Annotated in this window: 20 protein-coding genes and 1 pseudogene; 6 read left to right on the top strand and 15 right to left on the bottom strand. The window is 74.8% G+C overall.

The window, feature by feature from the left end:
• The 7 genes and pseudogenes from ACRYR8_RS12965 to ACRYR8_RS12935 form a co-directional block, all read right to left on the bottom strand.
• On the bottom strand, positions 1–737 hold a 737-nt coding region (locus tag ACRYR8_RS12965), incomplete at its 3' end, for an MCP four helix bundle domain-containing protein (RefSeq protein ID WP_432484973.1).
• Positions 738–944: 207 nt separating this feature from the next.
• Positions 945–2,339 carry a HupE/UreJ family protein gene (locus ACRYR8_RS12960; RefSeq protein WP_432484972.1) on the bottom strand — a complete coding sequence of 465 codons (1,395 nt, stop codon included), beginning with the start codon at positions 2,337–2,339 and terminating at the stop codon, positions 945–947.
• Positions 2,339–3,562: a DUF3500 domain-containing protein gene (locus ACRYR8_RS12955; protein ID WP_432484971.1), complete on the bottom strand. Its 1,224-nt coding sequence runs from the start codon at positions 3,560–3,562 to the stop codon at positions 2,339–2,341. Before ACRYR8_RS12955 ends, ACRYR8_RS12960 begins: the two co-directional genes overlap by 1 nt.
• 264 nt (positions 3,563–3,826) lie before the next feature.
• Positions 3,827–5,335: an NlpC/P60 family protein gene (locus ACRYR8_RS12950; RefSeq protein WP_432484970.1), complete on the bottom strand. Its 1,509-nt coding sequence runs from the start codon at positions 5,333–5,335 to the stop codon at positions 3,827–3,829.
• 139 nt (positions 5,336–5,474) lie between these two features.
• On the bottom strand, positions 5,475–7,664 hold the full coding sequence (locus ACRYR8_RS12945) for a S8 family serine peptidase (protein ID WP_432484969.1): 2,190 nt from the start codon (positions 7,662–7,664) through the stop codon (positions 5,475–5,477).
• Positions 7,665–7,771: 107 nt separating this feature from the next.
• On the bottom strand, positions 7,772–8,101 hold the full coding sequence (locus ACRYR8_RS12940) for a cell wall-binding repeat-containing protein (protein WP_432484968.1): 330 nt from the start codon (positions 8,099–8,101) through the stop codon (positions 7,772–7,774).
• Between the two features lie 70 nt (positions 8,102–8,171).
• Positions 8,172–8,306, bottom strand: a pseudogene (locus ACRYR8_RS12935) (cell wall-binding repeat-containing protein); the annotation flags it as partial.
• Positions 8,307–8,468: 162 nt separating this feature from the next.
• Here ACRYR8_RS12935 and ACRYR8_RS12930 point away from each other — a divergent pair.
• Together ACRYR8_RS12930 and ACRYR8_RS12925 are read left to right on the top strand one after the other, a co-directional pair.
• Complete coding sequence (locus ACRYR8_RS12930) at positions 8,469–8,789, top strand: type II toxin-antitoxin system Phd/YefM family antitoxin (RefSeq protein ID WP_432484967.1); 321 nt, start codon at positions 8,469–8,471, stop codon at positions 8,787–8,789.
• Positions 8,786–9,190, top strand: coding sequence for a type II toxin-antitoxin system VapC family toxin (locus ACRYR8_RS12925; RefSeq protein ID WP_432484966.1), 405 nt, complete (start codon positions 8,786–8,788; stop codon positions 9,188–9,190). The genes ACRYR8_RS12930 and ACRYR8_RS12925 overlap by 4 nt, the downstream gene beginning before the upstream one ends.
• A gap of 33 nt (positions 9,191–9,223) precedes the next feature.
• Here the strand turns inward: ACRYR8_RS12925 and ACRYR8_RS12920 are convergent, their stop codons facing one another.
• The gene (locus ACRYR8_RS12920; RefSeq protein ID WP_432484965.1) at positions 9,224–10,390 is read right to left on the bottom strand and encodes a heparan-alpha-glucosaminide N-acetyltransferase domain-containing protein; all 1,167 of its coding nucleotides are present in this window, start codon (positions 10,388–10,390) and stop codon (positions 9,224–9,226) included.
• Between the two features lie 59 nt (positions 10,391–10,449).
• On the opposite strand from ACRYR8_RS12920, the gene ACRYR8_RS12915 reads away from it, so the two are divergent.
• Positions 10,450–11,478: a hypothetical protein gene (locus ACRYR8_RS12915; RefSeq protein WP_432484964.1), complete on the top strand. Its 1,029-nt coding sequence runs from the start codon at positions 10,450–10,452 to the stop codon at positions 11,476–11,478.
• A 49-nt stretch (positions 11,479–11,527) separates the two neighbouring features.
• Here ACRYR8_RS12915 and ACRYR8_RS12910 read toward each other — a convergent pair whose 3' ends face one another.
• The 5 genes from ACRYR8_RS12910 to ACRYR8_RS12890 all read right to left on the bottom strand — a co-directional run bounded on the left by ACRYR8_RS12910 (position 11,528) and on the right by ACRYR8_RS12890 (position 18,439).
• On the bottom strand, positions 11,528–13,174 hold the full coding sequence (locus ACRYR8_RS12910; protein ID WP_432484963.1) for a cell wall-binding repeat-containing protein: 1,647 nt from the start codon (positions 13,172–13,174) through the stop codon (positions 11,528–11,530).
• Between the two features lie 206 nt (positions 13,175–13,380).
• Complete coding sequence (locus ACRYR8_RS12905) at positions 13,381–14,184, bottom strand: transposase family protein (RefSeq protein WP_432484961.1); 804 nt, start codon at positions 14,182–14,184, stop codon at positions 13,381–13,383.
• Between the two features lie 329 nt (positions 14,185–14,513).
• Positions 14,514–14,816, bottom strand: coding sequence for a hypothetical protein (locus ACRYR8_RS12900; protein ID WP_432484959.1), 303 nt, complete (start codon positions 14,814–14,816; stop codon positions 14,514–14,516).
• A gap of 12 nt (positions 14,817–14,828) precedes the next feature.
• Entirely contained in the window at positions 14,829–14,978 is a 150-nt protein-coding gene (locus tag ACRYR8_RS12895; protein ID WP_432484957.1) for a hypothetical protein, read from the bottom strand.
• 974 nt (positions 14,979–15,952) lie between these two features.
• Positions 15,953–18,439, bottom strand: coding sequence for a cell wall-binding repeat-containing protein (locus tag ACRYR8_RS12890; RefSeq protein ID WP_432484955.1), 2,487 nt, complete (start codon positions 18,437–18,439; stop codon positions 15,953–15,955).
• Between the two features lie 431 nt (positions 18,440–18,870).
• On the opposite strand from ACRYR8_RS12890, the gene ACRYR8_RS12885 reads away from it, so the two are divergent.
• Complete coding sequence (locus tag ACRYR8_RS12885) at positions 18,871–21,108, top strand: putative bifunctional diguanylate cyclase/phosphodiesterase (RefSeq protein ID WP_432484953.1); 2,238 nt, start codon at positions 18,871–18,873, stop codon at positions 21,106–21,108.
• Positions 21,109–21,244: 136 nt separating this feature from the next.
• Here ACRYR8_RS12885 and ACRYR8_RS12880 read toward each other — a convergent pair whose 3' ends face one another.
• On the bottom strand, positions 21,245–21,874 hold the full coding sequence (locus ACRYR8_RS12880; protein WP_432484951.1) for a GAF domain-containing protein: 630 nt from the start codon (positions 21,872–21,874) through the stop codon (positions 21,245–21,247).
• Positions 21,871–22,170 carry a hypothetical protein gene (locus ACRYR8_RS12875; protein WP_432484950.1) on the bottom strand — a complete coding sequence of 100 codons (300 nt, stop codon included), beginning with the start codon at positions 22,168–22,170 and terminating at the stop codon, positions 21,871–21,873. The genes ACRYR8_RS12880 and ACRYR8_RS12875 overlap by 4 nt, the downstream gene beginning before the upstream one ends.
• Positions 22,171–22,360: 190 nt before the next feature.
• On the opposite strand from ACRYR8_RS12875, the gene ACRYR8_RS12870 reads away from it, so the two are divergent.
• On the top strand, positions 22,361–23,992 hold the full coding sequence (locus tag ACRYR8_RS12870) for a GGDEF domain-containing protein (RefSeq protein ID WP_432484949.1): 1,632 nt from the start codon (positions 22,361–22,363) through the stop codon (positions 23,990–23,992).
• 142 nt (positions 23,993–24,134) lie between these two features.
• Positions 24,135–26,255 carry a PP2C family protein-serine/threonine phosphatase gene (locus tag ACRYR8_RS12865; RefSeq protein WP_432484948.1) on the top strand — a complete coding sequence of 707 codons (2,121 nt, stop codon included), beginning with the start codon at positions 24,135–24,137 and terminating at the stop codon, positions 26,253–26,255.
• Positions 26,256–26,268: the final 13 nt, after the last annotated feature.

Below are 26,268 nucleotides of genomic sequence, written 5' to 3'. Positions count from 1 at the left end.
ACCTCGTCGGTGCCGCTGCAGCCGACGCGGGCGTCCAGGCGCCCGTCGGCCAGGCCCTGCACCACCGACAACGTGCGCGCCAGCGGGCCGGCGATGGAACGGGCCACCACCACGGCCACCGCGACGGCGATCGCGAGGGCGGCCGCACCGATGACCAGCAGCAGCACCAGCGCGGTGTGGAAGTCGGACGCACCCCGGGTGGCCATGTCCGCGGCCGCCTGCACCTCGATGCCGGTCAGGGCGTCGAGCTGCGCGTTGACCTGCCTGGCCAGGGGGGCGACGTTGGCGTCACGGGCGGCGACGTAGGCGTCGATGTCCTTGTTCGTCGCCGCGCTGACGAGGTCCTCGCGCGTGGTGCGGTACTGCACGAGCAGTTCCTCCACCGTCCCGCGCTCCTCGGCGCCGGCGGTCGGCGAGGAGGCCAGGTAGTCCTGCCAGGCCTGGTCGTAGACCTCGTCGTGGGCGGCCATGTTCTGCAGCTGCGTGGCGGTCTGCTCAGGGGTGGAGGGCAGTGCGGCGCTGGTGATGTCCACGCGCAGCTGCAGGAAGGCGGCCTTGGCCTGCCCGATGGCCTGCACGGACGCCACCCCGTTGGTGGACAGGGCCTTCAGATTGGCCTGCGAGTTCTCCAGGCGGGAGATGCCCACACCGACCACCACGGCCAGCAGCAGGCACACGACGCCGAAACCGGCGAACAGTTTGGAAGCGATCTTCAGGTCGCGCAGTCGGGTGAGCACGCAGTGGGGATCGACACGGCCGCAACGGTGCTTGAGCGAACCTTCACTCCCGCCCGGGACCGGGGCGGGGCCGGGGCTGGCGTGCGCCCTCGTCCGGGAGCGCCGACACCCACTGCCGGGTGACCCCGAAGAGCTGCGCGATGTCCGGGACGCTGCCCCCCTCCTCGAGCAGGGCCCTGGCACGCGGACCCCCCGGGACGAGCGGGGTCAGCCCCGCGCGGTCGCGGCCAGGTCCTCCTGCCCGGACGCGCCGGCGTCCGTGGCGCCCTCCCCCGCCGCGGGCACGCGCGGGGCGAGCCGGGTCGAGAGGGCGGCGAGGACGGCCAGGCCGGCGACGACCCACCAGCCGGAGGCGCCGGCGCTGTCGGCGGCGCGCGCCACCGCGTTCGCGACGCCGAGGCGGTCCAGCAGCCACCCGGCGGCGGCGACGCCCGCGCAGACGGCGCCGACGACCCGCACCGGCCGGTACCAGCGGGTGCGGGCCAGCACCACGAAGCACGGCAGGACGAGGGCGACGACGAGCAGCTGCATGAGCTCGATGCCGAGGTTGAACCCGAGCAGGCTCAGCAGCAGCTGCCCGGTGGACAGCTCCAGCTCGGCGAGGGTGAAGGAGAACGCCATCCCGTGCACGAGGCCGAACACCGCGGCGACGAGCGCCTCGCGGCCGGGGAACAGCGGGCGCAGGGCGTGCACGGCGCCGATGAGGATGCTCAGCGCGATGAACGACTCGATGGGCGCGGTGGGCAGGGTGAACCGGCCCAGGGCGCTGATCGCCAGCGTCGCGGAGTGCCCGACGGTGAACGCCAGGGTGATCCCGGCGATGCGGCGCACCGCGCGGCGGCCACCGGTGGGCGCGGCCCACCGGCCGCGCGCGGCCAGCAGCGGGGCGGGCAGCAGCAGGGTCAGCAGGAACAGCAGGTGGTCGGTGCCGGCGAGGATGTGGTCGGCGCCCAGGCGCAGCATCGCCGTGGAACCCTTCCAGGCGCTGCCCTCCTCCAGGTCGACCTGCAGGGGCACGACGTCCAGGGTGGAGTTGTCGGCGGCGATGACGCCGATCTGCTCGGTGGCGCCCTCCTCCGTCACGAGGCCGCCGGCCCAGTCGGTGCGCACGGTGACGATGATCGAGTCGGTGACGACCTCGTGGACGACGACGTCGGCGGCGAAGGTGAAGCGCCGCACGTCCGCCCCGGCGGGCGGGGTGAGGACGGCGTCGCCGAGGACCTCCCGGTAGGTGCCGGTGGAGGTCTGCTCGGCGTCGCCGAGGGACAGCTCCCCCACCCGCACGTCCCACGGGGTGCCGTCGGGGGTGGTCGTGGTCAGGTGCTCGGCGAGGTAGCCGCGCAGTTCGTCCTGCCGCGCGGCGAGGACGCTCTCGGCGTCCTCGCCGCGCAGGTCGACACCGCTGGCGAGGGCCAGGTCGTCGACGGGCACCTGCAGGCCCGCGGTGATCGAGCCCTCGTGGACGTCGAGCTGCACGAGGGTGTTCGGCATGGGGTGCGCGGAGGCGGGCGCAGCGCCCGCCAGCAGCGCCCCCAGGGCGAGCAGGACCGCCGCGAGCAGCGCGGGCAGCGGACGCGCCGCGGGTTCGACCGCCGTGCGCATCAGGAGGAGAACTCCCCGCCGTAGTCGCGGACCTTGTCGCGGTAGACGGTGTGGTAGTGGATCTGGTCGGAGATGACGATGCCGTTCTGGCAGACGAACTCGATCCACACGCTGGGCCCGTCGATGCGGACGTAGTTCGCGTGCTCGGTGAGGTCGGTACCTCCGGACCAGGAGACGTACGTGTCGTCGAGCTCGGACTCGTAGGTGGCCATGAGGTCCTCGGCGACGGCGTCGTCGACGATGCCCACCCACGACCGGACGGCGGCCAGCACGAGCTGCTTCTGCTCGTCGGTCAGGTCACCGACCCTCACGCCGGACTGCGTGTCGGGGAACTGCCCGTCCTCGCCGGGGCCCACGAGGACGTCGGTGAAGGTCTCCGTCAGCTGCGCCTGCGCGAGCTCCTCCTCGCTGAGGCTCGCGGTCGCGGCCCTCACCGAGTCGGCCATCTCCTGCAGGGGGGCGTAGGTGGTGCCGTCGTCCGCGGTCCACGAGGTGGGTTCGACGCCGACGAAGTAGGGGCTGGCGCCGGAGACCTCGCCGTCGGCGTAGGTGAAGTTCACGGCCAGGTGGTGCCCGCCGAAGTGCAGGATCCAGGTGCCGTCGGTGCCGGGGGTGCCGAGGATCGCCAGGTCGTACAGGCCGCTGCCGTACCCGCCGCCACCGCCGCCGCCACCCGGCACCGCCCCGCCGGTGGGCATGCCCGAGGGCATGGTGCCGTCGGTGGGCATCCCGGTGGGCATCCCCGTGGGCATCCCCGTGGGCATCCCCGTGGGCATCCCCGTGGGCATGGTGCCGCTGCCGGGACCGCCGCCCTGGCCGCTCTCCTGGAGCTCGTTGAGGTGGTCGTCGGCGGCGCGGATCTCCTCGATCTGCTGGTACCCGGCCTCGCCGCTGCCGGTGGCCGCCTCCAGCAGCTCCTCGGCGAGCGCCTGCTGGTCCTCGCTGAGGTCGCCGAGCGCGACACCGCCGCGGCAGTCCTGCCCGCACGGCAGGTTCGACCAGGCGGTGGCGTTCTCCTCGGTCATCTCGAGCACGGCCAGGGCCTTCTGGTCGTCGTCGAGGCTGGCGATGAACGCGTTGGCGGCGTCGGCGACGGCCTGCACGGCGCCGCCGGTGGACGCGGTGGCGGACGTGGTGGCGGTGTCCGTGGAGCCGGAGGTGGTGTCGTCGGAGCCGCCGCAGCCGGCGACGACGAGGCACACCGCGGCCGCGAGGGACAGCACCGCGGAGGGTCTGCGGAACCCGTTTCGTGCGTCCGCGGCGCGCGTCGCGCCGTCGGGGGTCTCGCCGGCGTCCGCCGTACCCGTCGTCCTGGTCAGCACTGTCGTCTCCCCGGCTTCGTGACGTCACCTGTCCGGCCCGTAGGCCGTCACTCAGGGTCCAGGGGGTCTCACGCCTTGTGCAAATCGGGTGAGTCGTCGCGGTTTCCGCCGTGCGTCCGCTCAGCGCCGGCGGAGGGTCCCGTGAGAGGGCGGGGCGCGGCGTCCTCAGCCGAAGGGGCGCACCACCGTGGGGGCCACCGTCTCGGCACCGCGCTTCGCGGTGATGTCCACCACCCGCACGACGCCGCGCTGGTTGGGCGACTCGATCATCTTCCCGCCGCCGAGGGCGATGGCGACGTGCACGATCCGGCCGGTGGTGTCGGAGGTGTAGAAGACGAGGTCGCCGCGCTGCGCCTGCGCCAGCGGCAGGTGGCGCAGACCGCCGTGCGCGTACAGCTCCGCGGAGGTGCGGTAGTCAGCCAGCGGGTGCTTGTCCACGGTCACCGGCCGCGGCGACAGGCCGGCTGCGAGGAGGGACTGCAGCACGAGGCCGGAGCAGTCGGTGCCGTAGCCGACGGGCCCGGCGCCGCCCCAGACGTACTCGGTGCCCAGGTAGCGGTGCGCGACCTCGATCACCTTCTCGACGCGCTGGGCGGCGACGGCGTTCGGCGCGACCTCGACCGGGTGCTGCCAGCCGTCCATGCAGAAGTCCTCGGGGATGCCGAGGCGTTCCCAGGTGGTGCGGTCCACGACGCCGGTGACGGGCAGGCGGGCGGAACGCTGGAAGTCGCGGACCGCGGTCGTCGTGGCGCCCTTGTTCCACTCGACCTCGGACGCGGGCAGGCCGAGGCGGCGCTGCACCAGTTTCACGCGCGAGCCGTTGTAGCCGACCTCGATCGGGCGGCAGGAGGGCACAGGGGCGTGCCAGGAGGTGGGCCGCAACCACGGGCCGGTGTCGTGGGTGATCGTGACCTCGGTGGCACCGGTGGAGGCGTTCCAGGTGACGTACCCGCGCTGGAAGTCGCCGCGCTTGCCCCCGGGCACGTCGTGCTCGTCGGAGACCGGGTAGCCCAGCGCCCCGGACTCCCAGCCGCGCTGCCCCCACGCCGCCTGGACGGCGCCGCGCACGACCTTCGCGCCGATGCCCTCGACCCAGTAGACGGCCCCGCCCTGGAAGGTCTGCAACCGGCCGCCGTCGGTGGCCAGCGGCACCTCACCGGTGACGGGGAAACCCAGGGGACCGTTCTCCCAGCCCTGCGCGGCGTACCGGCCGCCGATGGCGCCGCGCACCTCGTGGGCACCCAGCGCGGGCGTCCACAGCACCAGGCCGCCCTCGAATCGCTGCACCCGGCCGCCGTCGCGGACGGCGAACTCCTCGCTCGTCGGGAGGCCGAGGGGGCCGTTCTCCCAGCCGGTGCGGGCCCACTCCTCCCGGATCGCCCCGAACACCGGGTGCGCCCCCGTGGCGGGCGACCAGTAGAACGTGGCGCCCTGGAAGGCCTGCGCCCGGCCACCGCGGCCGACACCGGACTCGGCGCCCGTGCACGACCCCGCGACGGAGCGCTCGGCGCCCATCGCGCGCCAGCGGGCACCGATGTCACCGGAGGGGGTGCAGGTCGCGGCGTGCGCGGGGGCGGGCAGGCCGGTGCTCGCGGGGGCCACCGCGCCGAGCAGGCTGACGGAGAGGGCGCCGGCCACGGTCAGCGCGACGCGGGTGGTCCAGCGTCCGGGCACGATCCGCACTGTCCGTCCTCCTCCTGCTGATCACCGGCCCCCGGCACCGCCGGGGCGCGGCAGGGGTCGTCCCGTCCATCGTCACACGGCACGGTTCCCCCGGGCGGGGGAACAGCCTCCCGGACCGGGGCGCCGCACGTCAGGACCGGGTGACCCTCCCACCGGCGGCGTCCCACACCAGGGAGCCGCCCTCGTAGTCCTGCCGCACCCCGCCGGGCACCGGGTACTCCCCCGTGCGGGGGTACCCGAGGCCGCCGCGTTCCCAGCCCTGCCCGGCGTAGAACCCGGCGAAGGCGCCGTGGACCTCGTGGGCGCCGAGCGCGGGCGTCCAGTAGACGAGACCGCCCTGGAACCGCTGCACCACGCCCCCGTCGCGGAGGGGGATCTCCTCGCTGGTGGGGTACCCCAGCACGGACCACTCCCACCCCCGTGCGGCGTACAGGTCGAGGACGGCGCCACCGACCTCCTGCGCGCCGGTGCCCGCCGTCCAGTAGACGAGGCCGCCCTCGAACCGCTGCACCACGCCCCCGTCGCGGAGGGGGATCTCCTCGCTGGTTGGGTACCCCAGCGAGGAGTTCTCCCAGCCCTCGGCGGCGTAGCGGTCCCGCACCGCACCCCGGACGACGTGCGCGCCGGTGCGGGGGGTCCAGTAGACGAGGCCGTTCTCGAAGCGCTGCACCCGGCCGCCGTCGCGGACGGCGAACTCGTCCCCGTCGGGCAGGCCGATCGCCGAGCGAGCGGCACCGGCGGCGTCGTAGGCGTCCTGGATGGCGCCGCGGACCACGGAACTGCGGCCGCCCACGCCGGTGTAGGTGGTGGAACCGTCCGCGTTGCGGACCGGGGAACCCGGCACCCGCGGGGTGGTGGTGCGCGTGGCGGTCGGCTTCCGCGTCGCGGTGCGCGTGGGCGTCGCGGTGGGTGCCGTGGTCGGCGCGGCCGTGGGCGCCGAGGGCGGGCGCGTGGGGGTGGAGGTGACCGTCGGGGCGGGCGTGGCGGTGACCGTGGGGGTCGCGGTGGGGACCGCCGTGGCCGTCGCCGTGGGGGTGGCGGTCGCCGTCGGGGGCGGCGCCGGCGTCGTGAGGATCGCCCCGGCGCGGGCCGCGGCCAGTTCGACGGCCCGGTCGGCGCGCACGAGGCCGCGGCCGAACTCGTCGTCGCGGCCCGGGGCGCCGAGGTCCTCCGCGGAGTCCAGCAGGACCGCTTCGACCTCGTCGGGGGTGAACGAGCCGTGCACCGCCTCGACGAGGGCGGCGACCGCGGCCACGTGCGGGGCCGCCATCGAGGTGCCGCTCATGGCCGCGTAGCCGATGCCCTTGCTGTAGGTGGAGGCGATGTCGTCACCGGGGGCGGCGAGGTCGACCTGCGCGCCGTGCTGGGAGAAACCGGCCCGCCGGTCGGTGCGGGTGCTCGCCCCCACGGCGATGACGCCGGGGTCGGCGGCGGGGTGCAGCACGGGGTTGCCGGTGGCGCCGGAGTTCCCGGCGGCGGCGACCACGACGACGCCCTTGCCGCGCGCGTACTGCGTGGCCTGCTGCACGGCGACGCTGGGGCTGGCGGACGTGAGGCTGAGGTTGACGACGTCGGCGCCGGCGTTGGCGGCGTGGGTGATGGCGTCGGCGACGGCACTCGTGGCGCCGCTGCCGGAGTCCGGGAGCACCTTCAGCGGGAGGATGCGGACGCCGTCGGCGACGCCGTCGACCCCGCCGTTGCCGACGGTGGCGGCGATGGTGCCGGCGACGTGGGTGCCGTGCCCGTTGCCGTCGGCGCGCTCGGTGCCGGGGTCGGTGGTGAAGTTCCGGCCGGGCAGGACGTTCGGCAGGTCGGGGTGCTCGGCGACCCCGGTGTCGAGCACCGCCACGACGACGTCGCCGGGAGGAGCGCCGAGCCGGGCGACGGCCTGCGGCGCGTGGACGCGCTGCGGTCCCCACTGGTGCGGGGTGTAGTCCGTGCTGAGGCTGAAGGCCGCGGGAGCGGCGTCAGCGATGCGCGCGGTCTGCGCCGGCCCGGCGGCGAGGACGACGTCGAGGCCGTCGAGCAGGCCGATCACCCCGGCGGCCCCGGCGGCGTCGCTCGCGCTCACCGTCACGGCGCGGGGGCCCTCGCTCGTCGCGACCGACACCTCGACCCGCGGGCCGGTGCCGGTGGTCAGCTCCCCGAAGGCGGCTTCCTGCGACGCGCTCATCTCGGCCCGCACCGGCGCGGGCAGCGCGGCGAGGTCACCCGCGGAGCGGGCGTGGGCCGGTGCGGTGGCGGCGCCCGCGCCGGTCAGCGCCAGGGAGAGGACGACCGCGCGGGCCAGGGTGCGGGGGGCCGGGCGTCGACGCGTCACGGGCGCCTCTTCGGCACGGCGGCGCCGGGTCTTGAGCCGGACGACGGGCCCGGCCGGGTGACCTGCACCACGCCGCTGGATGCCGCGCGGGGCTTCCGCGCGAGCGTTCAAGAGGGGTGGGCGGCGCCCACGTGGAACCGTTCGCTGGTGCCGCGACGATCCAGCTCAGCCCGCGTGGCCTGCGGGGTGGCGCCGGACCCGGTGAGCAGCAGCGGGGCGGCGATGTTCGCGGCGAACGGGCCGGCGGCGAGCGCGTCGGGGTAGTTCTCGCCCACGGCGAGGACGGCGGCGGTGCTGCCGGGGAAGAAGCGCTGCCCGACGGCGACGGCGGTGCTGACGGACGCCGTCCCGCCGATCAGGTGGGTGGTGCTGGTGCCGAGCCGCTCCAGCTCGTCGAGGGTGGCCTGCGGGACCGTGTAGCGGCCGGTGAGCAGCACCGGCGGCGAGGGCGTCGGGGAAGTTCTCGCCGGTCGCCAGGTAGACGGCGGTGTAGGCGTTGCCCTCGAACTGCGCGGAGACGGCAGCGGCCGTGCCGTAGCGGTCCTGACCGAAGACCCGTTCGTCGGCAGCCTGCGCCGGGACGGCCGTGGCCGCTCCGAGGGCGGCGGTGAGGACGAGGGTGAGCAGAGCCGGGCGGCGCATGGGTGTCTCCTGGGTGGTCGCGGTGCCCGGTCGGTGTGGCAGCGGGCGGTGCGGTGCACCGGGGAACGAGCGAGGACGGATCGTCGAGGGCGCAGGTGGGCGCGCCGGTGGTGCAGCACGGCGATGCACGCAGCCGTAGCAGACTGGGCTACGCTCGTCGACGTGAAGACCGTGCCCGTGCGCGACGTCCGCAACCACTACGCGCAGATCATGCGGGAGGTGCAGGACGGCGAGACCTTCACCGTGACCATCGAGGGGCGTCCCGTGGCCACCATCAGCCCCTACAGCCCGCCGCGACCGGCTGGCCCGCAGACCTGGGTGCCCGTCGGAGAGGTCGTCGGCGCCCTGTCCCACCTGCGACCCGGCCTCGCCGATCGCCTCCGCGCCGACCTGGACGAGCACGTCGACGACGGCGTCGTCGACCCCTTCGAACGCCACCGGCAGGTGCAGGCCGGAAGCGCGCCGGGGGAACGCACGCCGTGACCAACCTGCTCCTGGACACGAACGCCGTCATCACCCTGGCGCAGGCACCCCCCGGCACCTCCTTCCCCGGCGTCCGCGACGACGACGCGGCCGCGATCTCGATCGTGACCGAGATGGAGGTGCGCGGAGGGCTGGCGGCGAACCCCGCCGACGACGAGCGCCAGCAGACGTTGTCGTTCCTGATGGGCCACTACGTCCCGCTCACCGTCGACGCCCGCGTCGCCTTCCACTACCACCGGGTCGCGACCGCCACTGCCACCCAGGGTCGGAAACCCCGCAAGCGGTTCGCCGACCTCGTGATCGCTGCGACGGCGCTGGCCCACGGGGCCACCCTGGTCACCGATGACCAGTTCCTGGCGCGCGCTGTGAGCGGCCTGCTGCCCGTGCGCCCCCTCACGTGAGGAAGGGGCGCCGCGGCAGCACTCGGAACGGCGTCAGGGGCGCAGGTAGATCCGCCGGTGGTGCAGCACGGCGGCCAGCACCGTCCACGCGACGAGCACCAGCACGGTGAAGCCGACCTGTTCGTTCCCGCCCACGGCGACGGCACCGGCGATCCGCTGGGCGAGGGTGCGGCCCTCGGCGTCGACGTCGTGCACGAGCAGCGCCATCACCACGTGCGAGCCGAAGTAGACGAGCAGGCTGTTGCGCCCGAGCGCCTCCAGGGGCCAGACGGCGCGGCGCAGCGCGGCGGGGGTGCGCGCCGAGTCCAGCAGCAGGTGCCCGGCCAGCAGGGCGACGGCCACCGCGGCGGTGACGGTCAGCGCGAACGGCGCGGTCCACAGCCGTTTCATCGCGGGCACGTCCACCCCCGCGACGAGGCCGGGCACCGTGGCGGTGAGCCAGGCGAGGGCGGTGAACGCGGCCGCCGCGGCGAGGACGGGGCGGGCGGCGCGGCGGGGGCCGCCGCCGCGGGCCCGGACGGCGAGGAGCAGGTGCCCGATGCAGGCGCCGGCCGCGGCGCTGACGCACGCGCCGAGGATCGCCACGAGGCCTTCGGGGTCGTGCCCGGCGGCGCCTTCCCAGTAGGTGTGCGCGGCGCCGAAGACGGCGGGGTCGACGGCCCCGGAGGGGTTGCACCCCCGCGTGAGTTCCCCACCGGGGCAGGTGGCGCCGTAGGCGGCGACCACGGCGGTGTGGGCGGCCGCCAGGAGGACGGTGACCAGGGACCAGCCGCGGGCGGTGCGGGTGAGCAGGTGCCCGAGCGCGACGACGACGACGACCCCGGCGTACAGCTGCAGCACGCCGGTGAACCGCCACGTGCTCCACTCCCAGGTGGCCGTGACGACCGCGTTGTAGAGCAGCCCGACGGCGACGAGCACGAGGACGCGGCGGGCGAGGCCGCGCACGTCGGTGCGCCGGTGCATCGCGAACCCGAGCCCGCAGCCGGTGAGGACGACGAACACGGGGAAGACGAGGTCGAGCCCGTTCACCCCGGTCCACTCGGCGTGGTCGAACCACGCGGGGGTGAGCAGCAGGGAGTTCACCGAGACGCTCACGCACAGCATGAGCCCGCGCACCACGTCCAGGCTGGCGATCCGCTTGCGCGGTTCCGCCGCCGGGCGCTGCGCCGCCGGGGCGCTCTGCTGGACCGGTCCGCTCACCCGGCCACTGTGCCAGCCGACGCGGACGGCCGGTTCACGCGCGGTGACATGATGTCGCGGTGTCGCGCCGGGTGATCCTCACGGGAGCCGCGGCGACGGTCGTGGCGGCGCTGCTGACGGCCTGCACCCCCGCCGCGACGGAGCCGTCCCCGGCGGCGGCGGCCGCCGAGGCGCTGGACCTCGTGGTGGCTCCGCACCCGGACGACGAGCTGGAGGCGTGGTCCCTGCTCGCGGAGGAGCCGGGCGCCTACACGGTCTTCGTGACGCTGACGCTGGGCGAGGCGACCGCGAACTGCGCGCCCGCCGAGGCGGAGCGCAGCACGCAGAGCGCGTGGGGGGAGAGCGCCCCCGCTCCCCCGCCGCAGGGGCCGGGCACCGACTCGTGCAAGGAGGCCCGCACCGGCAGCTGGAACGCCTTCCTGGACGCCGCCGCCGGGACCGGCCCGCACCTGCCGGTGCTGGGGGACGTGACCGCTTCCACGGCGCAGGTGGCCGGCCGGCCGGCGCAGGTGTGGACGTCCGAGGACGGGGCCCGCGTCGCCGTCGACGGCGGCGACGGCGAGCTGACCGCGGACGGGGTCGTCGAGTCCGTCGAGGCCGTCCTCGCCCTGCGCGGCGGACGGCTGCCCGACCTGCCGCTGCGGCGGGTGATCGGCGCCTCGTACGCGAACGACGCTCCCGACGCGGGCGCGAACCGGGCCGCCGAGGGCACCTGCACCGGGCACCCGTGCGAGGGCGACTCCCGCTACGCCGAGTACGAGCACCCGGACCACTGGGCGGTGCGCGTGGCGTTGCTGACCCGCGACTTCGGAGCCCGGGACGGGACGTGCGTGGCGACCTGGCCGAGCGATCCCGCCGCCACGCGCACCGCGTCCATCCCGGAGGCGACCTACGAGGCGTTCACCGGGCTCGGTGCGCGCGTCGACCCGGACGACCCGCAGTCCCTGGCCCGCCAGGGGTCCTTCCAGCGCGCCTACGGCTGGCTGGCGTTCCCGCGGACGTACTGGCCGCAGACGGAACTGCCGGTGCCCGACGCGGACGGGAACCCGCTGATCATGGCGCGGGTGCAGACGTTCGCCTGCCGCTGAGGTTCAGCAGCCGGTCCGCCGCACCGGCGCCGGCGGCGGCGGGCGGGGGTCAGCTGCCGAAGCGGGGCAGGCCGGGGCAGTGCCACCCGGCGTAGGCGTCGGGCACGTCCCCGGGGGTCAGGAGTTCTGCGGAGGCGGCCCCGCTGGCCGTCCAGGCGCCGTCCCTGGCGACGTGGTTCTCCGCGGTGCCGATGAGCTGGTCACCGCCGGTGTCGGCCCAGTCGGTGGTGCGGACGGTGATGTTGCCGGGTTCCTCGCAGGTGATGCCGCGGTTGAGGGCGTAGGAGGCGTCGACGAACCACTCCCGGCTGCCGTCGGGGGCGGGCGCGGCGTGCAGGGTGCCGTCGCGCCAGGTGAGCACCGCGTTCTGCTCGGCGTGGGCGCCGACGCCGGTGAGGACGACGAGTTCGGCGCCGGGGCGGTCGTCGAGGGCGGTGGCGCCGACCCAGTTCGCGGTGGGCGGGTGGTCGCCGTCGGGGACGTCGAGGGTGGTGACGTCGCCGCGGACCCGCACCCGCACCTGGCGGGTGGTGGCGTCCTGCGCGCCGGCGAGGGCGACGTCGTCGGTGGCGCCGTCGCCGTCGACGTCGGTGGAGGTGACGCGGGTGCAGGCGGCGGTGGCGTCCCAGCAGACCAGGTCGGCGGCGGCCGCCCCGACGAACGTGGTGCGGTCGCTGCCGGCGGCGAGCCAGGCGCGCACGAGGTCGGTGCCGGCGCCACCGGAACCGGTGAGGAGGGTGGCGCGGCCGAGGGGGGCGGTGGCGAGCGCGTCGACGAGGTGCGCGTCGTCGCCGCTGGTGACGAGCAGGTCGGTGCGGCTGACGCCGCGGAGCACGGCGTCGGCGGCCACGGCGGCGGCGGTGGTCCACCGGTCGCCCCCGCGCACGCGGGTGGCGGCGGGGAACTGCGCGGCGACCGCGTCCCCGACGGCGGCGGTGCCCCCCACGACGGTGGTGGAGGTGACCCCGGCGTCCCGCAGCTGGTCGGCGGTGGCGCGGGCGTCACCGGTGGTCGGGGCGAGGACGAGGGGTTCGGCGAGGCGGGCGGCGGGGCCGCCAGCGGCGAGGGCGTCGACGAGGTGGGCGTCGGCCCCGGAAGCCACCCAGGCGTGCTCGGCGCCGGGCTGGAGGGCCGCGACGGCGCGGGAGGTGGCGTAGCGGTCGGCGCCCTCGACGCGCCCGACGTCCGTGACGCCGGCGGCGGCGAGCTGCGCCAGGACGACGGGGGCGACGGCGGCGGCCCCGCCGACGACGAGGACGGTGCTGATGCCCCGGGTGCGCAGGTGCTCGGCGGCGACGGCGGGCAGCGCGTCGCGGGTGGTGAGCAGGACGGGGGCGGCGAGGCGCCGCGCGAGGGGCGCGGCGGTGAGGGCGTCCACGAGGTGCGCGTCCTCACCGTTGACGAGGACGGCGACGTCGGCATCGGGGAAACCGGTGCGGGCGGCCTCGACGGCGGTGGCCCACCGGTCGGCGCCGCGCAGTTCCAGGGTTCCGTTCGCGGCGTCGGCGCCGGGGTAGGTGCGCCCGCACCCGGGGTGCTCGACGGGCAGGCCGGGCGGGCAGGCGACGGTGAGGGTCTCCGGCGGCGCGGCGGCCGAGGGTGCGGGGGCGGCACCGAGGACGACGGCGGTCAGGGCGGTGGTGGCCAGCCCGCCGAGCAGGAACGCGGTGGGGCGGGGAGCAGTGCGGTGGGGCACGGTGGTCCGTCCGACGCGGGGACAGGGGCAGCCGCGCCCCGTGGGGACGCGGCGGCACCACACTGGCACGACTCGCGCCAGCTTTTCAGGAGTTCGACGACTCTGAGCACCAGGGCCGCAGGGCCAGGGTGGCACGCCCCCTGGCTCTGGTGGCTACGTACGCTCGGGAAACGTCAGAGACCGACACTGAGCCTTTTCCATCCTGGTCAGCCGGCGAGGATGAGGGCCTGCACCGCGGCGACGAGGTCGCTCGCCCGTGAGGGGCTGGAGCGGATCTTGCGCAGCACCCGCCAGCTCTTCAGCTGGGCGTTGGCCCGCTCACCCGGTGCCCGCAGCGCGGCGTAGGCGCGGCCCGCCGCACGCTGGTTCGCCGACAGCGGCCGGAAGGTGCCAGTAACCGGGTCCCTGCGGCGTGAGCGTTGCGGCACTCGAACCTCGGGGCAGGTGCGGCCCGCGCCCTGGTAACCACGATCGGCCAGCACCGGCACTCCGGTGCCGGCCAGCGCGGCGAGCAGGCCGTGCTCGCGGGCGCAGCCGATGTCGTGGCGAGAACCTGGCAGTGCCGGTGAGGCCCAGATCAGCCGCCCTGCTGGATCTGCGAGGGTCTGCACGTTGAGGCCGTGCGTCTTGTGCTTGCCGGAGTAGTAGATGCGGTCGCCCTTGGCGGCCATGGCGACACGGTCGATGCACAGCAAGGTGCCATCCAGAACGACGTAGGCCTTGGCCGCTGCCATCGACACCGCGTGCTGCAAGGTGGGCGTCATCGCCGCCAGCACGGCCAGGGCCTCGTGCACGTAGCGGTGCACGGTGGCGATCCCAACCCTGAAGCCGGCGGCCAGGTCTGCGTAGCGCTCACCTTTGCGCAGGTGCGCCAGCACCAGCAGCGCCTGCCGTCCCGGCGACAGCTTCCGCCAGGGCGAGCCGATGCGCTCCCGGCGCCGGCGCAGCGCATCGGCCAGCAAGGTCAGGGCGCAGGTGGACACAGGCAGGCCGGACGGGTAAGACAGCATGCGGAGCCCCTGGTGGTGCGGACGATCTCGACAATCCCCGTCCTACCAGGGGCTTCGCTCATGGCCGCTGCGATCCCGCTCCTCAGCGGGATGGAAAAGGCTCACTGGGGAAGTCACACGACTCCCCTGATCCACTCGCCACCTATCGACGCGCTTGATGAAGTTTCCCGTCGATCGAGGGGTCGGCAGGAGGCCAGCACCGGCAAACCGACCAGGGGCGAACGGCGTTCGAGCTGCATCACTTCGCCGGCGGTGGGGTCCGGGACCCCCTCAACCATCGCAGACAGCCCCGTCAGTCCACGACAAGGGACGCCTGCGGCGAACGCTGACTACGGCGCGGACTTGACCCCGCCGAGCACGCAACTGGTGCTCACCGGCTTGATCCTGGCGAGCGACACTACAGCGGGCCGCACGACCGACTGCAGGTCCTCACCGGTGATGAGGAGGAACGGTCCACCGACCAAGCCGGTCACCGCGGAGTCGACAAGCGCATCAGGCCAGTTGGTACCCACGACCAGTCCATACGTGCGGTCGACGCAAGCGAGGCTGGTCAGCGCCGGAACCGAGAGGATGACGTTCTGCGCTTCGGAGTAACCCATGACGTCGAACATGTCGCCGTACTCGGCGTGCACCGCCGGGGAGGTCTACCTGCACCCGTCGTGCGCAGCGCCGCACGAGCACCCACCGATGCCCGAGACGTACTTTGAGTGGCCCAGGCGCAGGTTGTGACCCAGCTCGTGGGCGAGGATGGACTGGGCGGCGTCGGTGACGGTGACCGCGCCGTAGGAGTTCAACGATCCGAGGTGCCCAGGCCCAGACCGCGGGCGGAGCGATGACAACCAGGTGTGACGCGTTCAAGTAGGCGAATCCGGTGGTATTGGACGCGTCGTTCCACAGGTCACCCATGGTGGAGCAGCTCACGGTGGACTGGCGCCGCGGGGCGACCTCGTCGACGACGAAGGAGATCTGCCAGTCGGCCTGCGACGACCAGTAGTCCGACGTCTTCTGGATGGCCGCACGCCCCTGTCCCTCGGTGGTGATTCCCACAGCGAAGCCCTCGGGAGCCACCAACGCGACGGTGACGTGGTGCACGGTGCCCGCTGCGACTACCGGGGCGTCACCCGTGAAGGACGCGCCGGCCGTGGCGGTGACGGCCACGACCTCCAGGGCGTCGGCGCGCGAGGACGCGGTCACGGTGAGCAGCACGTCGGTGTCCGGCACCAGCTCCTCGGCCCGGGGACCGGTCAGCCCCACCAGTCCGGTACCCGCCCGGAGGTACGTGGCGAAGAACTCCGCGCCCTCGACCTCGCCCAGTTCCACCCGGGTGGTCGTGCCGCTGACGGTGGCAAGTCCCCCGGGAGCGACGACCGCCTGCGGAGCGCCCACGGTGTCGAGCGGGCCACCACCGGTGCGGTCGTAGGTGTTCACCGGCGCGTCGGAGCCGAGAATCTGCCCTGCGCCGCCCAGGTGGTGTTCTCCGGCGATGTGGCGGTGGCCACCCCCTGCACCGTTCCCAGTATCCCACCCGCCACGCACACCGCAGCGATCGTACTTCGCCAGCGCCCCCGGTTGCGGATGAACTGGCGGTCCGCCCTCGTCATCCGGAGCTTCGGCAATGACCGGTGATCACGGGATCGAGCGGAACAGTAGCTACGAGAGGTCCAAGCAGTGACCACACATGTGCGGCAACATCCACGGGGAAACGGGGAGGGCCCCAGCCGCGATGCGACTGGGGCCCTCGGTCAACGACCTGTCAGTACCGGGAAGCTCAGTACTGGAAGGTGGCAGTGAGCGACGCGTTCGGACCATCTGCGGTCGAGAAAGTACCGGCGGGAATGCGCACCGTGTAGGTGACGTCCGTCGGCGCGTCCTGCAGCGCATCGGCCAGGGTGAACGTGACCGTCCTGTTGTCGGAGCTCGCGCTGACGACAAGGGCGTCCACCGCGATCACGTAGTCCGACTGACCGGCCGGCGTCACCGTAATGCCCGAGGCGTCAGCGCCCGTAGGCGTTACCAGTGCCTTGCTGAAGGTCACCGCGAAGGTCGTCGACGTACCGACGCCGTTGTTCACGTCACCAGTGATGGAGGCAGACGTCGCCGTGAGAGCGGTGTCCGGCGCCTCCGTGGTCACGAAGGACGTACCCAGACCAGCGGTGGTCTGGTTCGGAGAGGACTCCTCCGAGCCGACGGTCTGGGTGAGGTAGACCTCGTAGGTCGTCTCAGCGGTCAGGCCGCTGACGTTGAGCTGGAAGTCGACCGCGTCCGCGTCCGCATCCGTGGTGGAAGAGGCAGCGAGCTCCGCGTCCTCGAAACCCGCACCCGCCGCCGCGACGTAGACGTTCACCGTCGCACCGTCGATGACGGAGTCCTCGTCCACCGAGACCACGGCGGAGGTGTTCGAGGCGTCGACCGAAGCCGTCGCGTCAGCCGGGTCGGTGAGCGCCGGGGCGACCGGCGCGTCGTTGACCAGGATGAACCGGGACTGCAGCGCGGTGTTGGTGAGGTAGATGCTCGTCTCGGTGCTTCCTGCGATGAGCGAGTCACCACCAGTGGCGGTCAACACGTTCTCGAAGTCGGTCAGCGACACCTCGTCGGTGGCGGCGGCATCCGTCCCACCGGCGTCCACCACGTAGAACCGGTCGTTGCTGTCGTAGCGGTAGGTGCCCGCGTCCGTGGCGATCCAGTCGGCACCCTTGTCTGCGCCAAGGACCTCACCAGTCGCCGGGGCACCGTTCGTACCGGCGATGGGCAGGACCTGAATGCCGCCACCGATGCCGAACGGCACGGTCGGGGCGTCGTTCGCGTCCAGCGGAAGGTTGAAGTTGGTGCTCGCCGACTGCGCGACGTACACCACCGGGGTGAGGTTCTCGAAGTCGTTGCCGGCATCCACCGTGAAGGTGATGCTGCCGTTGACCGGGACCGTGCGGTACTGCGAGGCGGTGTTGGTCGTCGCGGCACCGTTGAGAACGCTGATGGTGCTGGTCACCGCATCGCTGTCCGCGACGCCGTTCTCGTCGTCGTCGGCGAAGCTGATCTGCCCCGACGTGTCCGTGACGTTCTCCGTGGGGACGAGCTTGACCACGTAGGCAGTGTCCGCAGTCAGACCGGTCACCGTGTACTGACGGTCATCCGCAGTCGGAGTAGAGCCGCTCTCCGAGACCGCAGTGAGGGTCACAGCGTCGTTCGGCGTGACGACCAAGGTCTGGTTGGTGGCCGGAGCCTCCACCTTGCCGCCCGCCTGCTCGGCGGCCTGGACCACGGTGTTCGGGATGACCCCGGTACCACCGACGGCGAGTCCGGTGACCAGCGTGGCCTCATTGGCGGTCAGGTAGTCCTCCGCCTCAGTGCCGAGCTCGGCACCGGCGGTGAGGATGATCGGGAAGTTCTGCTGCGCGGCCCACACCGACGCCGGGAGGGCGTCGACCGGGCGCCAGCCGTTGACCAGCGCGACGCCGGTGTTGGAGAACGCGAAGTCCGGGTCCTGAGCGACCGCGACGGCGGTCGCCTGGCGGTTCGCGCCGCGGATGCGCTCGACGGTGACGCCGGCGGCCTCGAGCTGGTCCACCACGGCCTCGGACACGGCGGCGGTGCCACCGAGGACGGTGACGTTGGTGATGCCGTTGTCGGCCAGGAAGTCGGCGGCGGCCGGGTTGAGGGAGCCGGTCTCGGTCAGCAGGACCGGGGTGCCGGACTTCGCGGCGGCGGGGGCGATCGCCAGGGCGTCGGCGAAGTCGTCACCGCGGGCGAGGAACGCCGTGGTGGGGGCCTGGGTGGCGTTGTCCACGACGGCCTGCGCGATGTTGGCGGCGGTCGCGTAGCGGGTGGCGCCGTCCAGGCGCTCGATGGCGCCGGGCAGGTCGCCCTCGACGGTCGCGGACACGGCGGCGGTGCCGCCGACGATCCAGGAGGCCGACGGGTCGAGCTGGGTGAGAGCGGCCTGGGTGGCGGCCGGGATCTCGTTGGTCGTCACGTACAGGATCGGGATGTCGGTCCCGGCCAGCACGGAAGCGGCCAGCGCGTCCACCGCGTTGTCGCCGTTGGCGATGATGACGTTCTCGGCACCGTTCGGGAACGCGGCCAGCGCGACGCTGGCGGCGGTCTCGAAGCGGTCGCCGGTCTGAGCGGGACGAGTGATCTCGAAGCTGGGAGCGGCGAACGCGGGGGCAGCGGTCAGGCCGACACCCGTCAGACCGACGAGAGCCGCGACGCCGGCCCCGATACCACGCCGGCGCAACCGGGAGGTTGCTGCGGTCACGATTGCCTCCAAGGCAGTTGTGAAGTGATGTTCCCCCCCACGGGGGCCGGCTCAGTGCGAGCCTGCTGCCGCCAGCTCCCCCACTACTCAGCGGAGTTACCTGGTGACAAGCATGAACGTACACGAGAGTCACGATGGCAACACGGGGAGTGATGGGGCTTCTGTGACTCGCCCCCTGCGTGATCAGGCCAACACGCGCTGTGACCTGCGGTTTTACCCTGAGACGGGTTTGGTCACATTTTGGTAACGAGATGCCTCACCCGTCTCGCTGGCCCCTGCAGACCCTCCAGGACTGGTCCGGACGGGGGATGTCGCCACCCCGCACGAACCCCCGCCCCCTGGCCCCTGCGGGTGACCCCCGCCGAGACCTCCCGGAGCGAGACCCCTGGGAGGCCGTCAAGCCCCGCCCCCGGCACGCCGATGCACCCCCCGTGACAGCAGCAGCCACCGCGACCCCGCGCGCCCGCGCGGCGCTCGCGGCACTCCTCGCGCTGCCGCTGCTCGCCCTCGCACCCCTCGTCCACGCCCGCTGGCAGGCCGCCGACCACCTCACCACCGCCGTCGGCGTCGTCGCCCTCCTCGGCGCCGCCGTGCCGTTCCTCGTGCGGTGGGCCCGCGGGCACCTGCAGACCCTCAGCTACGGCGTCGCCTCCACCCTCTGGGGCGCCGGCGTCACCGTCGCCGGCCTGTGGCCCCACGCCACCCTCGGCCCGGTGCGCCTGACCCACCTCGCGCTCACCGCCGCGATCCTCGGGATGCTCGGCCTCGGCGTGCAGCACGTCCTCGCCGCCCGCTCCGGCAGCGACGACCCCCCGCTCCTGCACGACGCCCTCGTGCTCGGCAGCGCCCTCGCCGTCGCCGGCTGGGAAGTGGTCAACCGCGGCGGCCTGCACGGCGACACCGCCTGGCACGCCACCACCCTCCTGCTCGTCCTCGCGGCGTCCTCCCACCTCGGCACCGCCACCGCCCTCGGCATCGAGCACACCCGGCTGCGGCGCACCGCCGTCGCCACCGGCGTCATGACCGCCGCCACCGCCGTCGCCGCCGTCGCCCCCGGCGAGCACACCACCCACGTCGCGATCACCGTCGCGCTCCTCGCCGGGTTCACCGCCGCCATCGGCGCCCCCACCACCGCGGCCCGCCACTCCGGCGTCTCCTCCGCCCGCGCCGCCCGCCGCGTGGAGATCGCCTCCCTCGTGCCGGGGCCCGTGCTGTTCTGCGACATCGCGCTCATGGTGGTCTCCCCCCGGCTCGACCCCGTCCTCTTCGGCCTCTACCTGTGGGTGCTGCTCGCCTTCACCGCCCGGCACGTCGTCACCGCCCGCGCCGTCGACCGCAGCACCGCCCGCCTCACCTTCCAGGCGTTGCACGACGACCTCACCGGCCTCGGCAACCGCGCCGCCCTCCACCACGCCCTCACCGGCCCCGACCGCGACCACAGCCTCGTGCTGCTCAAGCTCGTCGGCCTCGACGACGTCAACGACGTCCTCGGCGTCGCCACCGGCGACGCCGTCATCCGCGCCGCCGCCGACCAGGTCCGCCGCACCGCCGACGACCGGGGCGCCACCGCCCACCGCACCGCGGGGGACGAGATCGCCGTCCTCCTGCCCGGTGGCACCGACGAGGCCCTGCACCTCGCGCGCGCCCTCGTCGACGGCGTCGCCGACGTGCCCGCCACGGTCCCCGGAGCCGGCCGCTTCCCCCTCAGCGCCGTCGCCGGCGTCGCCCCCAGCCCCGCCCCGCGCCCCGGCGACGAACCCGGCGACCCCATGACCGCGCTCCTGCACGCCGACATCGCCCTGCGCGACGCCCGCCTCGCCGGCCCGGGCCACACCTCCACGTACTCCGGCGCCGTCGCCGCCGCCCACGCCCGCCGCAGCCTCCTGCGCGAACAGCTCACCAGCGCCGTCCGCCACGGCAGCGTCGACGTCCACTACCAGCCGATCGTGTCGTTCCGCACCGGCCGCGTGGAGAAGTTCGAAGCCCTCGCCCGCTGGGAGGACCCCCTCCTCGGCCGCATCAACCCCGCCGAGTTCATCGCCGTCGCCGAGGAGTCCAACCTCGTCGTCGCCCTCGGCGAGCACGTCCTGCGCAGCGCCGTCCGCCGGGCCGCCGACGCCGGCGTCTTCCGCGCCGGCGCCGGCCTCACCGTCAACGTCTCCGTCGTGCAGCTGCAGTCACCCGGGTTCACCGACACCGTCCACGACGTCCTCACCCGGCACCGCGTCCCCGCGCACCTGCTGACCCTCGAGCTCACCGAGTCCGTCTTCCTCGACGCCGACTCCCCCGCCGAGCGCGTCGTCACCGAGCTCGCCGGCCTCGGCTGCACCATCGCCATCGACGACTTCGGCACCGGCTACTCGGCCTTCGGCTACCTCGACCGGCTCCCCGTCCACGTCCTCAAGATCGACCGGTCCCTCACCAGCTCCCTCACCCACGCCGGCCACGGCCGCTCCATCGTCACCTGCGTCGTCGACCTCGCCACCCGCCTCGGCCTCAGCGTCGTCGTCGAAGGCGTCGAGACCGAGGAGCAGGCCGACGCCTGCCGCGCCATGAACGCCCCCCTCGGGCAGGGCTGGCTCTACTCCCCCGCCGTGCCGTGCACCGACCTGCCCGAGCAGCTGGCCCGCACCTACCCGGTGCCGCGGCTCGTCGCGCCGGGGGCCTGACCGTCCCGGTCCTCCGGCCGGCTCCACGCCCGGGCGGCGGGGTGAGGTGGGGCGGGGTGCGGTGCGCAGGGAGCCGGGTGGTGCGGCGGCCGGCGTCCGCACCACGGCGCCCCCGGGAAGGCGACCCCGGGCGGGCTCAGGCGCCGTCCGCGTCCTCCAGCCGGGCAGCGGCCAGCGCCGCCGCGTCCCGCAGCGCCGCCAGGTCCCCCTCGGAGAACACGCGCGCCTCGGGGCCCATGACGCACACCGACCCCAGGACCCGCCCGTCGCGGGTGCGCACCGGCACCCCGGCGTAGGTGCGCAGCCCGTCCACCGTGGTCAGCGGGTTGTCGCTGGTGGTGGGGTCGGCGGCCATGTCGGGCACGACGAGCTCGGCACCGGAGCGCACGACCCGCGCGCACAGGGACCACTCCGCGGGCGTGGCGCGCGCCTCGGCCATCCAGCCGCTCAGGCCGTGGGCGCCGGCGATGACCTGCACGCCGGTGAGGACGACGTTCAGCATGGCCAGCGGGGCGCCGGCCTGGTCGGCGGCGTGCGCGAGGAGGTCGGCGACGAGGGGCTGCACGTGCTCGACGTCGTCGGCGCGCAGCGCGGCCACGGCGTCGAGGCGGTCGTGGTCGAAGAGGGGGTCGTCACCGACCGGCCCGGCCGTCGTGAGCCGCTGCGCCATCCAGGCGTACCACTCCGGCGAGCCCTCGCCCGCCGGGACGCCGGCGACCCCCTCGTGCTGCTCGTGCTGCCCGTGCTCCTCGTGCTGCCCGGTCACCGCCGCGCCCCTCCCGTCGTGTCCAGCGCGCCGTGCACCCGCAGCCGCAGCAGGCAGCTGCGCACCGCCAGTCGCAGGCGCGGGTCCGTGGCGTCGTCGGCGAGGCGCTGCCCCACCACCCGCATCTGCTCGGGGGTCAGCGCCATCCCGTGCAGGCCCGTGGCGCGGGTGGCGCGCGACCAGGCCAGCAGCGCCTGCTGCGGGCCGACGACGCCGGCGATCTCCTCCAGCCAGCCCACCACGGTGGGGCGGGCCAGGCCGCGGGCCTCGGCCCCCGTCCGGACGTTCGAGCTCACCCCCGAAGGGTCCGCGGCGGGGGCCGTGCACGGCAAGGACCGTGCGGGTGCCGACCGCTGCGGTGATCGGGTCACCACCCGTTTGCGACGCTGAGTGATGAACAGAGCACCACCTGTTCGGTAAAACGTTCACAGACACCCGCGCGGGCGGGGATGATCGACCCCGAGACGCACGAACGCGGGAGGGCCGGTGCACCAGGGCGAGGGAGCACCCCGGACGCGCAGCGCGACGCGCGCCCGGCGGGCCTGCGCGGCGCTGACCGCCGTCCTCGTCGTCGCCCTCGCCGCCCTGATCGCCGGCTACGACGGCGCGCTGCAGACCCCCGTCATCGCCGCCGAGGTCCTGGCCGTCGGGGCGCTCACCACGGCGGCGCTGCTGGCCCCCACCCGCCGCGGCCGCCAGGTCCTGTCCCTGCTCGCCGGCTACTGGGCCCTGACCGCCGTCGGCGACGCCTACTGGCTGCTCACCGTGGACCCCACCGGCCTCAGCCTCGCCGCCGGTGAGTTCGAGCCCGGCCTCACCATGACCCTCGAGGTCGTCCGCTACGCCGCACCGCTGGGCATGCTCGCCCTCACGACCCCCGTCACGGGCGGGCGCCGCTGGACGTGGCGGCGCGGCGTCGCGCAGGCCCAGGTCACCGTCAGCGTCGCCGCCCTCGTCCTGCTCGCCACCCCCGCCGGCGCCCTCGTGGACGACGGCCGCTCCTACTCGCTGTTCTGCTTCTTCGACGTCGCGGTCGCCGCCACGGCCCTCGGCGCCGTCACCGGTGCCGCCTGGACCACGCCGCGCCCCGACCGCGGCGCCACCCGCGTCCTCCTGCTCACCGCGGCGGGGGTCTGCAGCCTCGTGCTCGGCGACGCCGTCCTCGTCCTCAGCCTGCTGCGGGAGGACGTCCTCACCGGCAGCGCCGGCATCGCCCTCATCGCCACCGGGGTCCTCACCGTACTGGTGACCCACCTCACCGCCGGGGCCCCGCCCCCGCCCGGCGGCGGGCCCCTGCCGCGCGCCGGGGGCCGCACCAGGCCCCGGCTGGTGCTCGCCGTCACCGTCGGCGTGCAGGTCGTGGCGCCGCTGGCCGTCAGCGCCCTCGCCGCCGCCCGGCTCACCGCCGCCACCCAGCCCGGGAGCGCGCCCGGACCGGCCGCGACGACCCTCGGCACGGCCGCGGCAGCCCTGGCCCTGTCGGTGCTGCACGCCGCGCTGCAGGCCCGCCGCGCCCAGCTCGCCCAGGTCGCCGCCGACGCCGCGGGCCGCGACGACCTCACCGGCGCCCACAGCCGCCGCGGCCTCGCCGCCCACTACCACCGGCACGTCACGGCCGGTCCCGGGCCCGGCTGGACCCTCGCCCTGTTCGACCTCGACGGCTTCAAGGCCGTCAACGACACCTTCGGCCACCACGCCGGCGACGAGCTCCTGCGCACGGTCGTCGAGCGCGCCGCCGGCGTCGTCGGCGAGCACGGCGTCCTCGCCCGCCTCGGCGGCGACGAGTTCGTCGTCCTCCTGCACACCGGCGGCGCCGACGACCCCGCCACCACCGCCCTGCTGCAGCGCCTGCGCGACGCCGTCACGGCCCCCGCCGACCTGCCCTGCGGCATCACCGCCGCCGTCGGCGCCTCCCTCGGCGCCGTCACCGCGGGCCCGGGCACCGACGGGCCGCCCGACCTGTCCGACCTGCTCGACGCCGCCGACCGGCGCATGTACACCGACAAGCGCACCCGCCGGTCCGCCCCCGGGAGCGAGGGCGGCAGCGAGGGCGCGAGCGAGGGCAGGGCCGCGGTCGCCCAGCCGGCCGGCGGGGCGGCGGGCCCGCCCGGCGGGTAGCCCCGCCGCCAGCCCTGCCGCGCGCCCGCAGCACCTCCCGGCACGGACACGCCCGAGACGACGAAGTGACGCATAGCCCATCAGGGGCTACGGTGCGCCTCCGGCCGGGCGGTCCGCGCCCGCTGCGGTTAGGCTCGACGGGATGGACGGGACCCGTGCCGCGTTCGCGAACGACGCCGCGGCCGAAGCCATGCCGAGCGTCGTGCACGGTCAGCCGGGTGCGGTGCTGCTGGTGCGCGTCACCGACGGCGCCGTCCTCTTCGCCAACCCCCTCGCCGAGCAGATCGCCCCCGACGTGCACCTGCCGTGCCCCGTGGACGAGTGGTCGCGCATCGCCGGCCTGCAGGCCTCCGACGGGTCCGAGCTGTCCGACCCCTGCACCGGCGAGCCCGCCAGCCCCCTCTCCCGCATCGCCCGCGGCGAGCCCGTCCAGGGCGAGCGCATCAGCGCCGCCCGCGGCTCGGACATGTCGCACCCCCGCGAGGCGCTGTGGGTGGTGGGGCTGCCGCTGAACGACGCCCCCGTGCAGGAGCTGAACTCCCTGGCGCTGGTGGTGCTGCTGCCGCTGCGCGAGAAGGCGCTCGTCGACGGCGCCCGCGAGTCCGCCGAGCAGCTGCACAGCCGCGCCGTGCTCGCCAGCGACCTGTCCTTCACGATCTCCGACCCCAACCAGCCCGACAACCCCCTGGTGTGGGTGAACCCCGCCTTCGAGAAGGTCACCGGCTACGGCCGCGACGTCCTGGGCACCAACTGCCGGTTCCTGCAGGGGCCCCAGACCGACCGGGCGGCCGTGCGCCGCATCGGCAGGGCGCTGCGCTCCGGGGAGACCGTCTCCGAGCTGCTGCTGAACTACCGCAAGGACGGCACGGCCTTCTGGAACGAGGTCGTCATCTCCCCCGTGCGCGACGCCGCCGGCCGCGTCACCCACCACGTCGGCGTCCAGTCCGACGTGACGCTGCGCGTGCAGGCCGAGCGCGAGCGCGACGCCGCCCTGGCCATCGCCCGCGACGCCCGCCGGCGCCTGGAGTTCCTCTCCGAGGTCGCCGACGAGCTGTCCGCCGTGCTGGACCCCGACGCCGCGCAGGACATGCTGCCGTCCCTGGTGGTGCCCCGGTTCGCCGAGTGGGCGTTCGCGACCGTCCTGGACGCCACCGGCCGCACCCGCCACGTCCGCGCCGCCCACGCCCGCCCCGAGCGGGCCGCCGACGCCGAGCGCTTCGCGCAGATGCAGACCGCCCTGCTGGACACGTCCGTGTCGATGCGCGTGCTGCACGGCCGGCTCGGCCCCACCCTCGTGCGGGTCACCGACGCCGACCTGGAGCGCGGCGTCGCGGACCCGGAGACCACCGCGCTCCTGCGCCGCCTCGGCCTGGGCAGCGCCGTCGTGGTGCCGCTGCGCGCGCGGGGGCAGGTCACGGGCGCGCTGACCCTGCTCAGCGGCCCCGACCGCCCCCCGTACACCGCGGACGACCTGCAGACCGCCTCCGACCTCGGCGCCCGCGCCGGCGTGGCGCTCGAGAACGCCCGGCTGTACGCGCAGCAGCGGCGCTCCTCCGAGACGCTGCAGCGCAGCCTGCTCACCCCGCCCACCGACGCCCCGGGCCTGGAGGTCGCCACCCGGTACATCCCGGCCGCCGAGGCCGCGCAGGTCGGCGGCGACTGGTACGACGCCTTCGCCCAGCCGGACGGCTCCACGACCGTCGTCATCGGCGACGTCATGGGGCACGACGTGTCCGCCGCCGCCTCCATGGGGCAGCTGCGCACGCTGGTCCGGGCGCTGGCCTACGACCGCTCCGCCGCGCCGCGCGAGGTGCTGCACCGGCTGGACCACCTGCTCGAGGGGCTGGGCGTCACCACGCTGGCCACCGCGGTGGTGCTGCAGCTGGACGCGCGCTCCACGCCCGGGCACCGCGGGATCCGCTGGTGCACCGCCGGGCACCTGCCGCCGGTGGTCGCCGCCCCGGACGGCTCGGTGAGCGAGCTGGAGGGCGACGGCCTCATCATCGGCCTGGGCGCGCACCACGACCGGGTGCAGCACGAGGCGCAGCTGGCGCTGGGCTCGACGGTGCTGCTGTACACCGACGGGCTGGTGGAGCGGCGCGACCGCCCCATGGAGGAGCGCCTGCAGGAGCTGCGCGCCACCGTCGCGGACCTGGCGGGCGCCCCGCTGGAGGAGCTGTGCGACGAGCTCATCCGCCGGATGCTGCCCGAGGGCACCGACGACGACGTCGCCATCGCCGCCGTCCGCGTCCTGGCCCGCTGACGCCCGCCCCTGC

Origin of the sequence: Kineococcus esterisolvens (genome assembly GCF_050871405.1) — a bacterium.
GTDB lineage: Bacteria > Actinomycetota > Actinomycetes > Actinomycetales > Kineococcaceae > Kineococcus.
The sequence above is the reverse complement of the archived record's forward strand: the minus strand, read 5'-3'. Positions and strand labels throughout refer to the sequence as shown.

Coding starts and splice junctions, on each gene's coding strand:
- ACRYR8_RS12865 (WP_432484948.1), top strand. CDS start 24,135: ATGGACGGGACCCGTGCCGCGTTCGCGAACGACGCCGCGGCCGAAGCC.
- ACRYR8_RS12905 (WP_432484961.1), bottom strand. CDS start 14,184: ATGCTGTCTTACCCGTCCGGCCTGCCTGTGTCCACCTGCGCCCTGACC.
- ACRYR8_RS12960 (WP_432484972.1), bottom strand. CDS start 2,339: ATGCGCACGGCGGTCGAACCCGCGGCGCGTCCGCTGCCCGCGCTGCTC.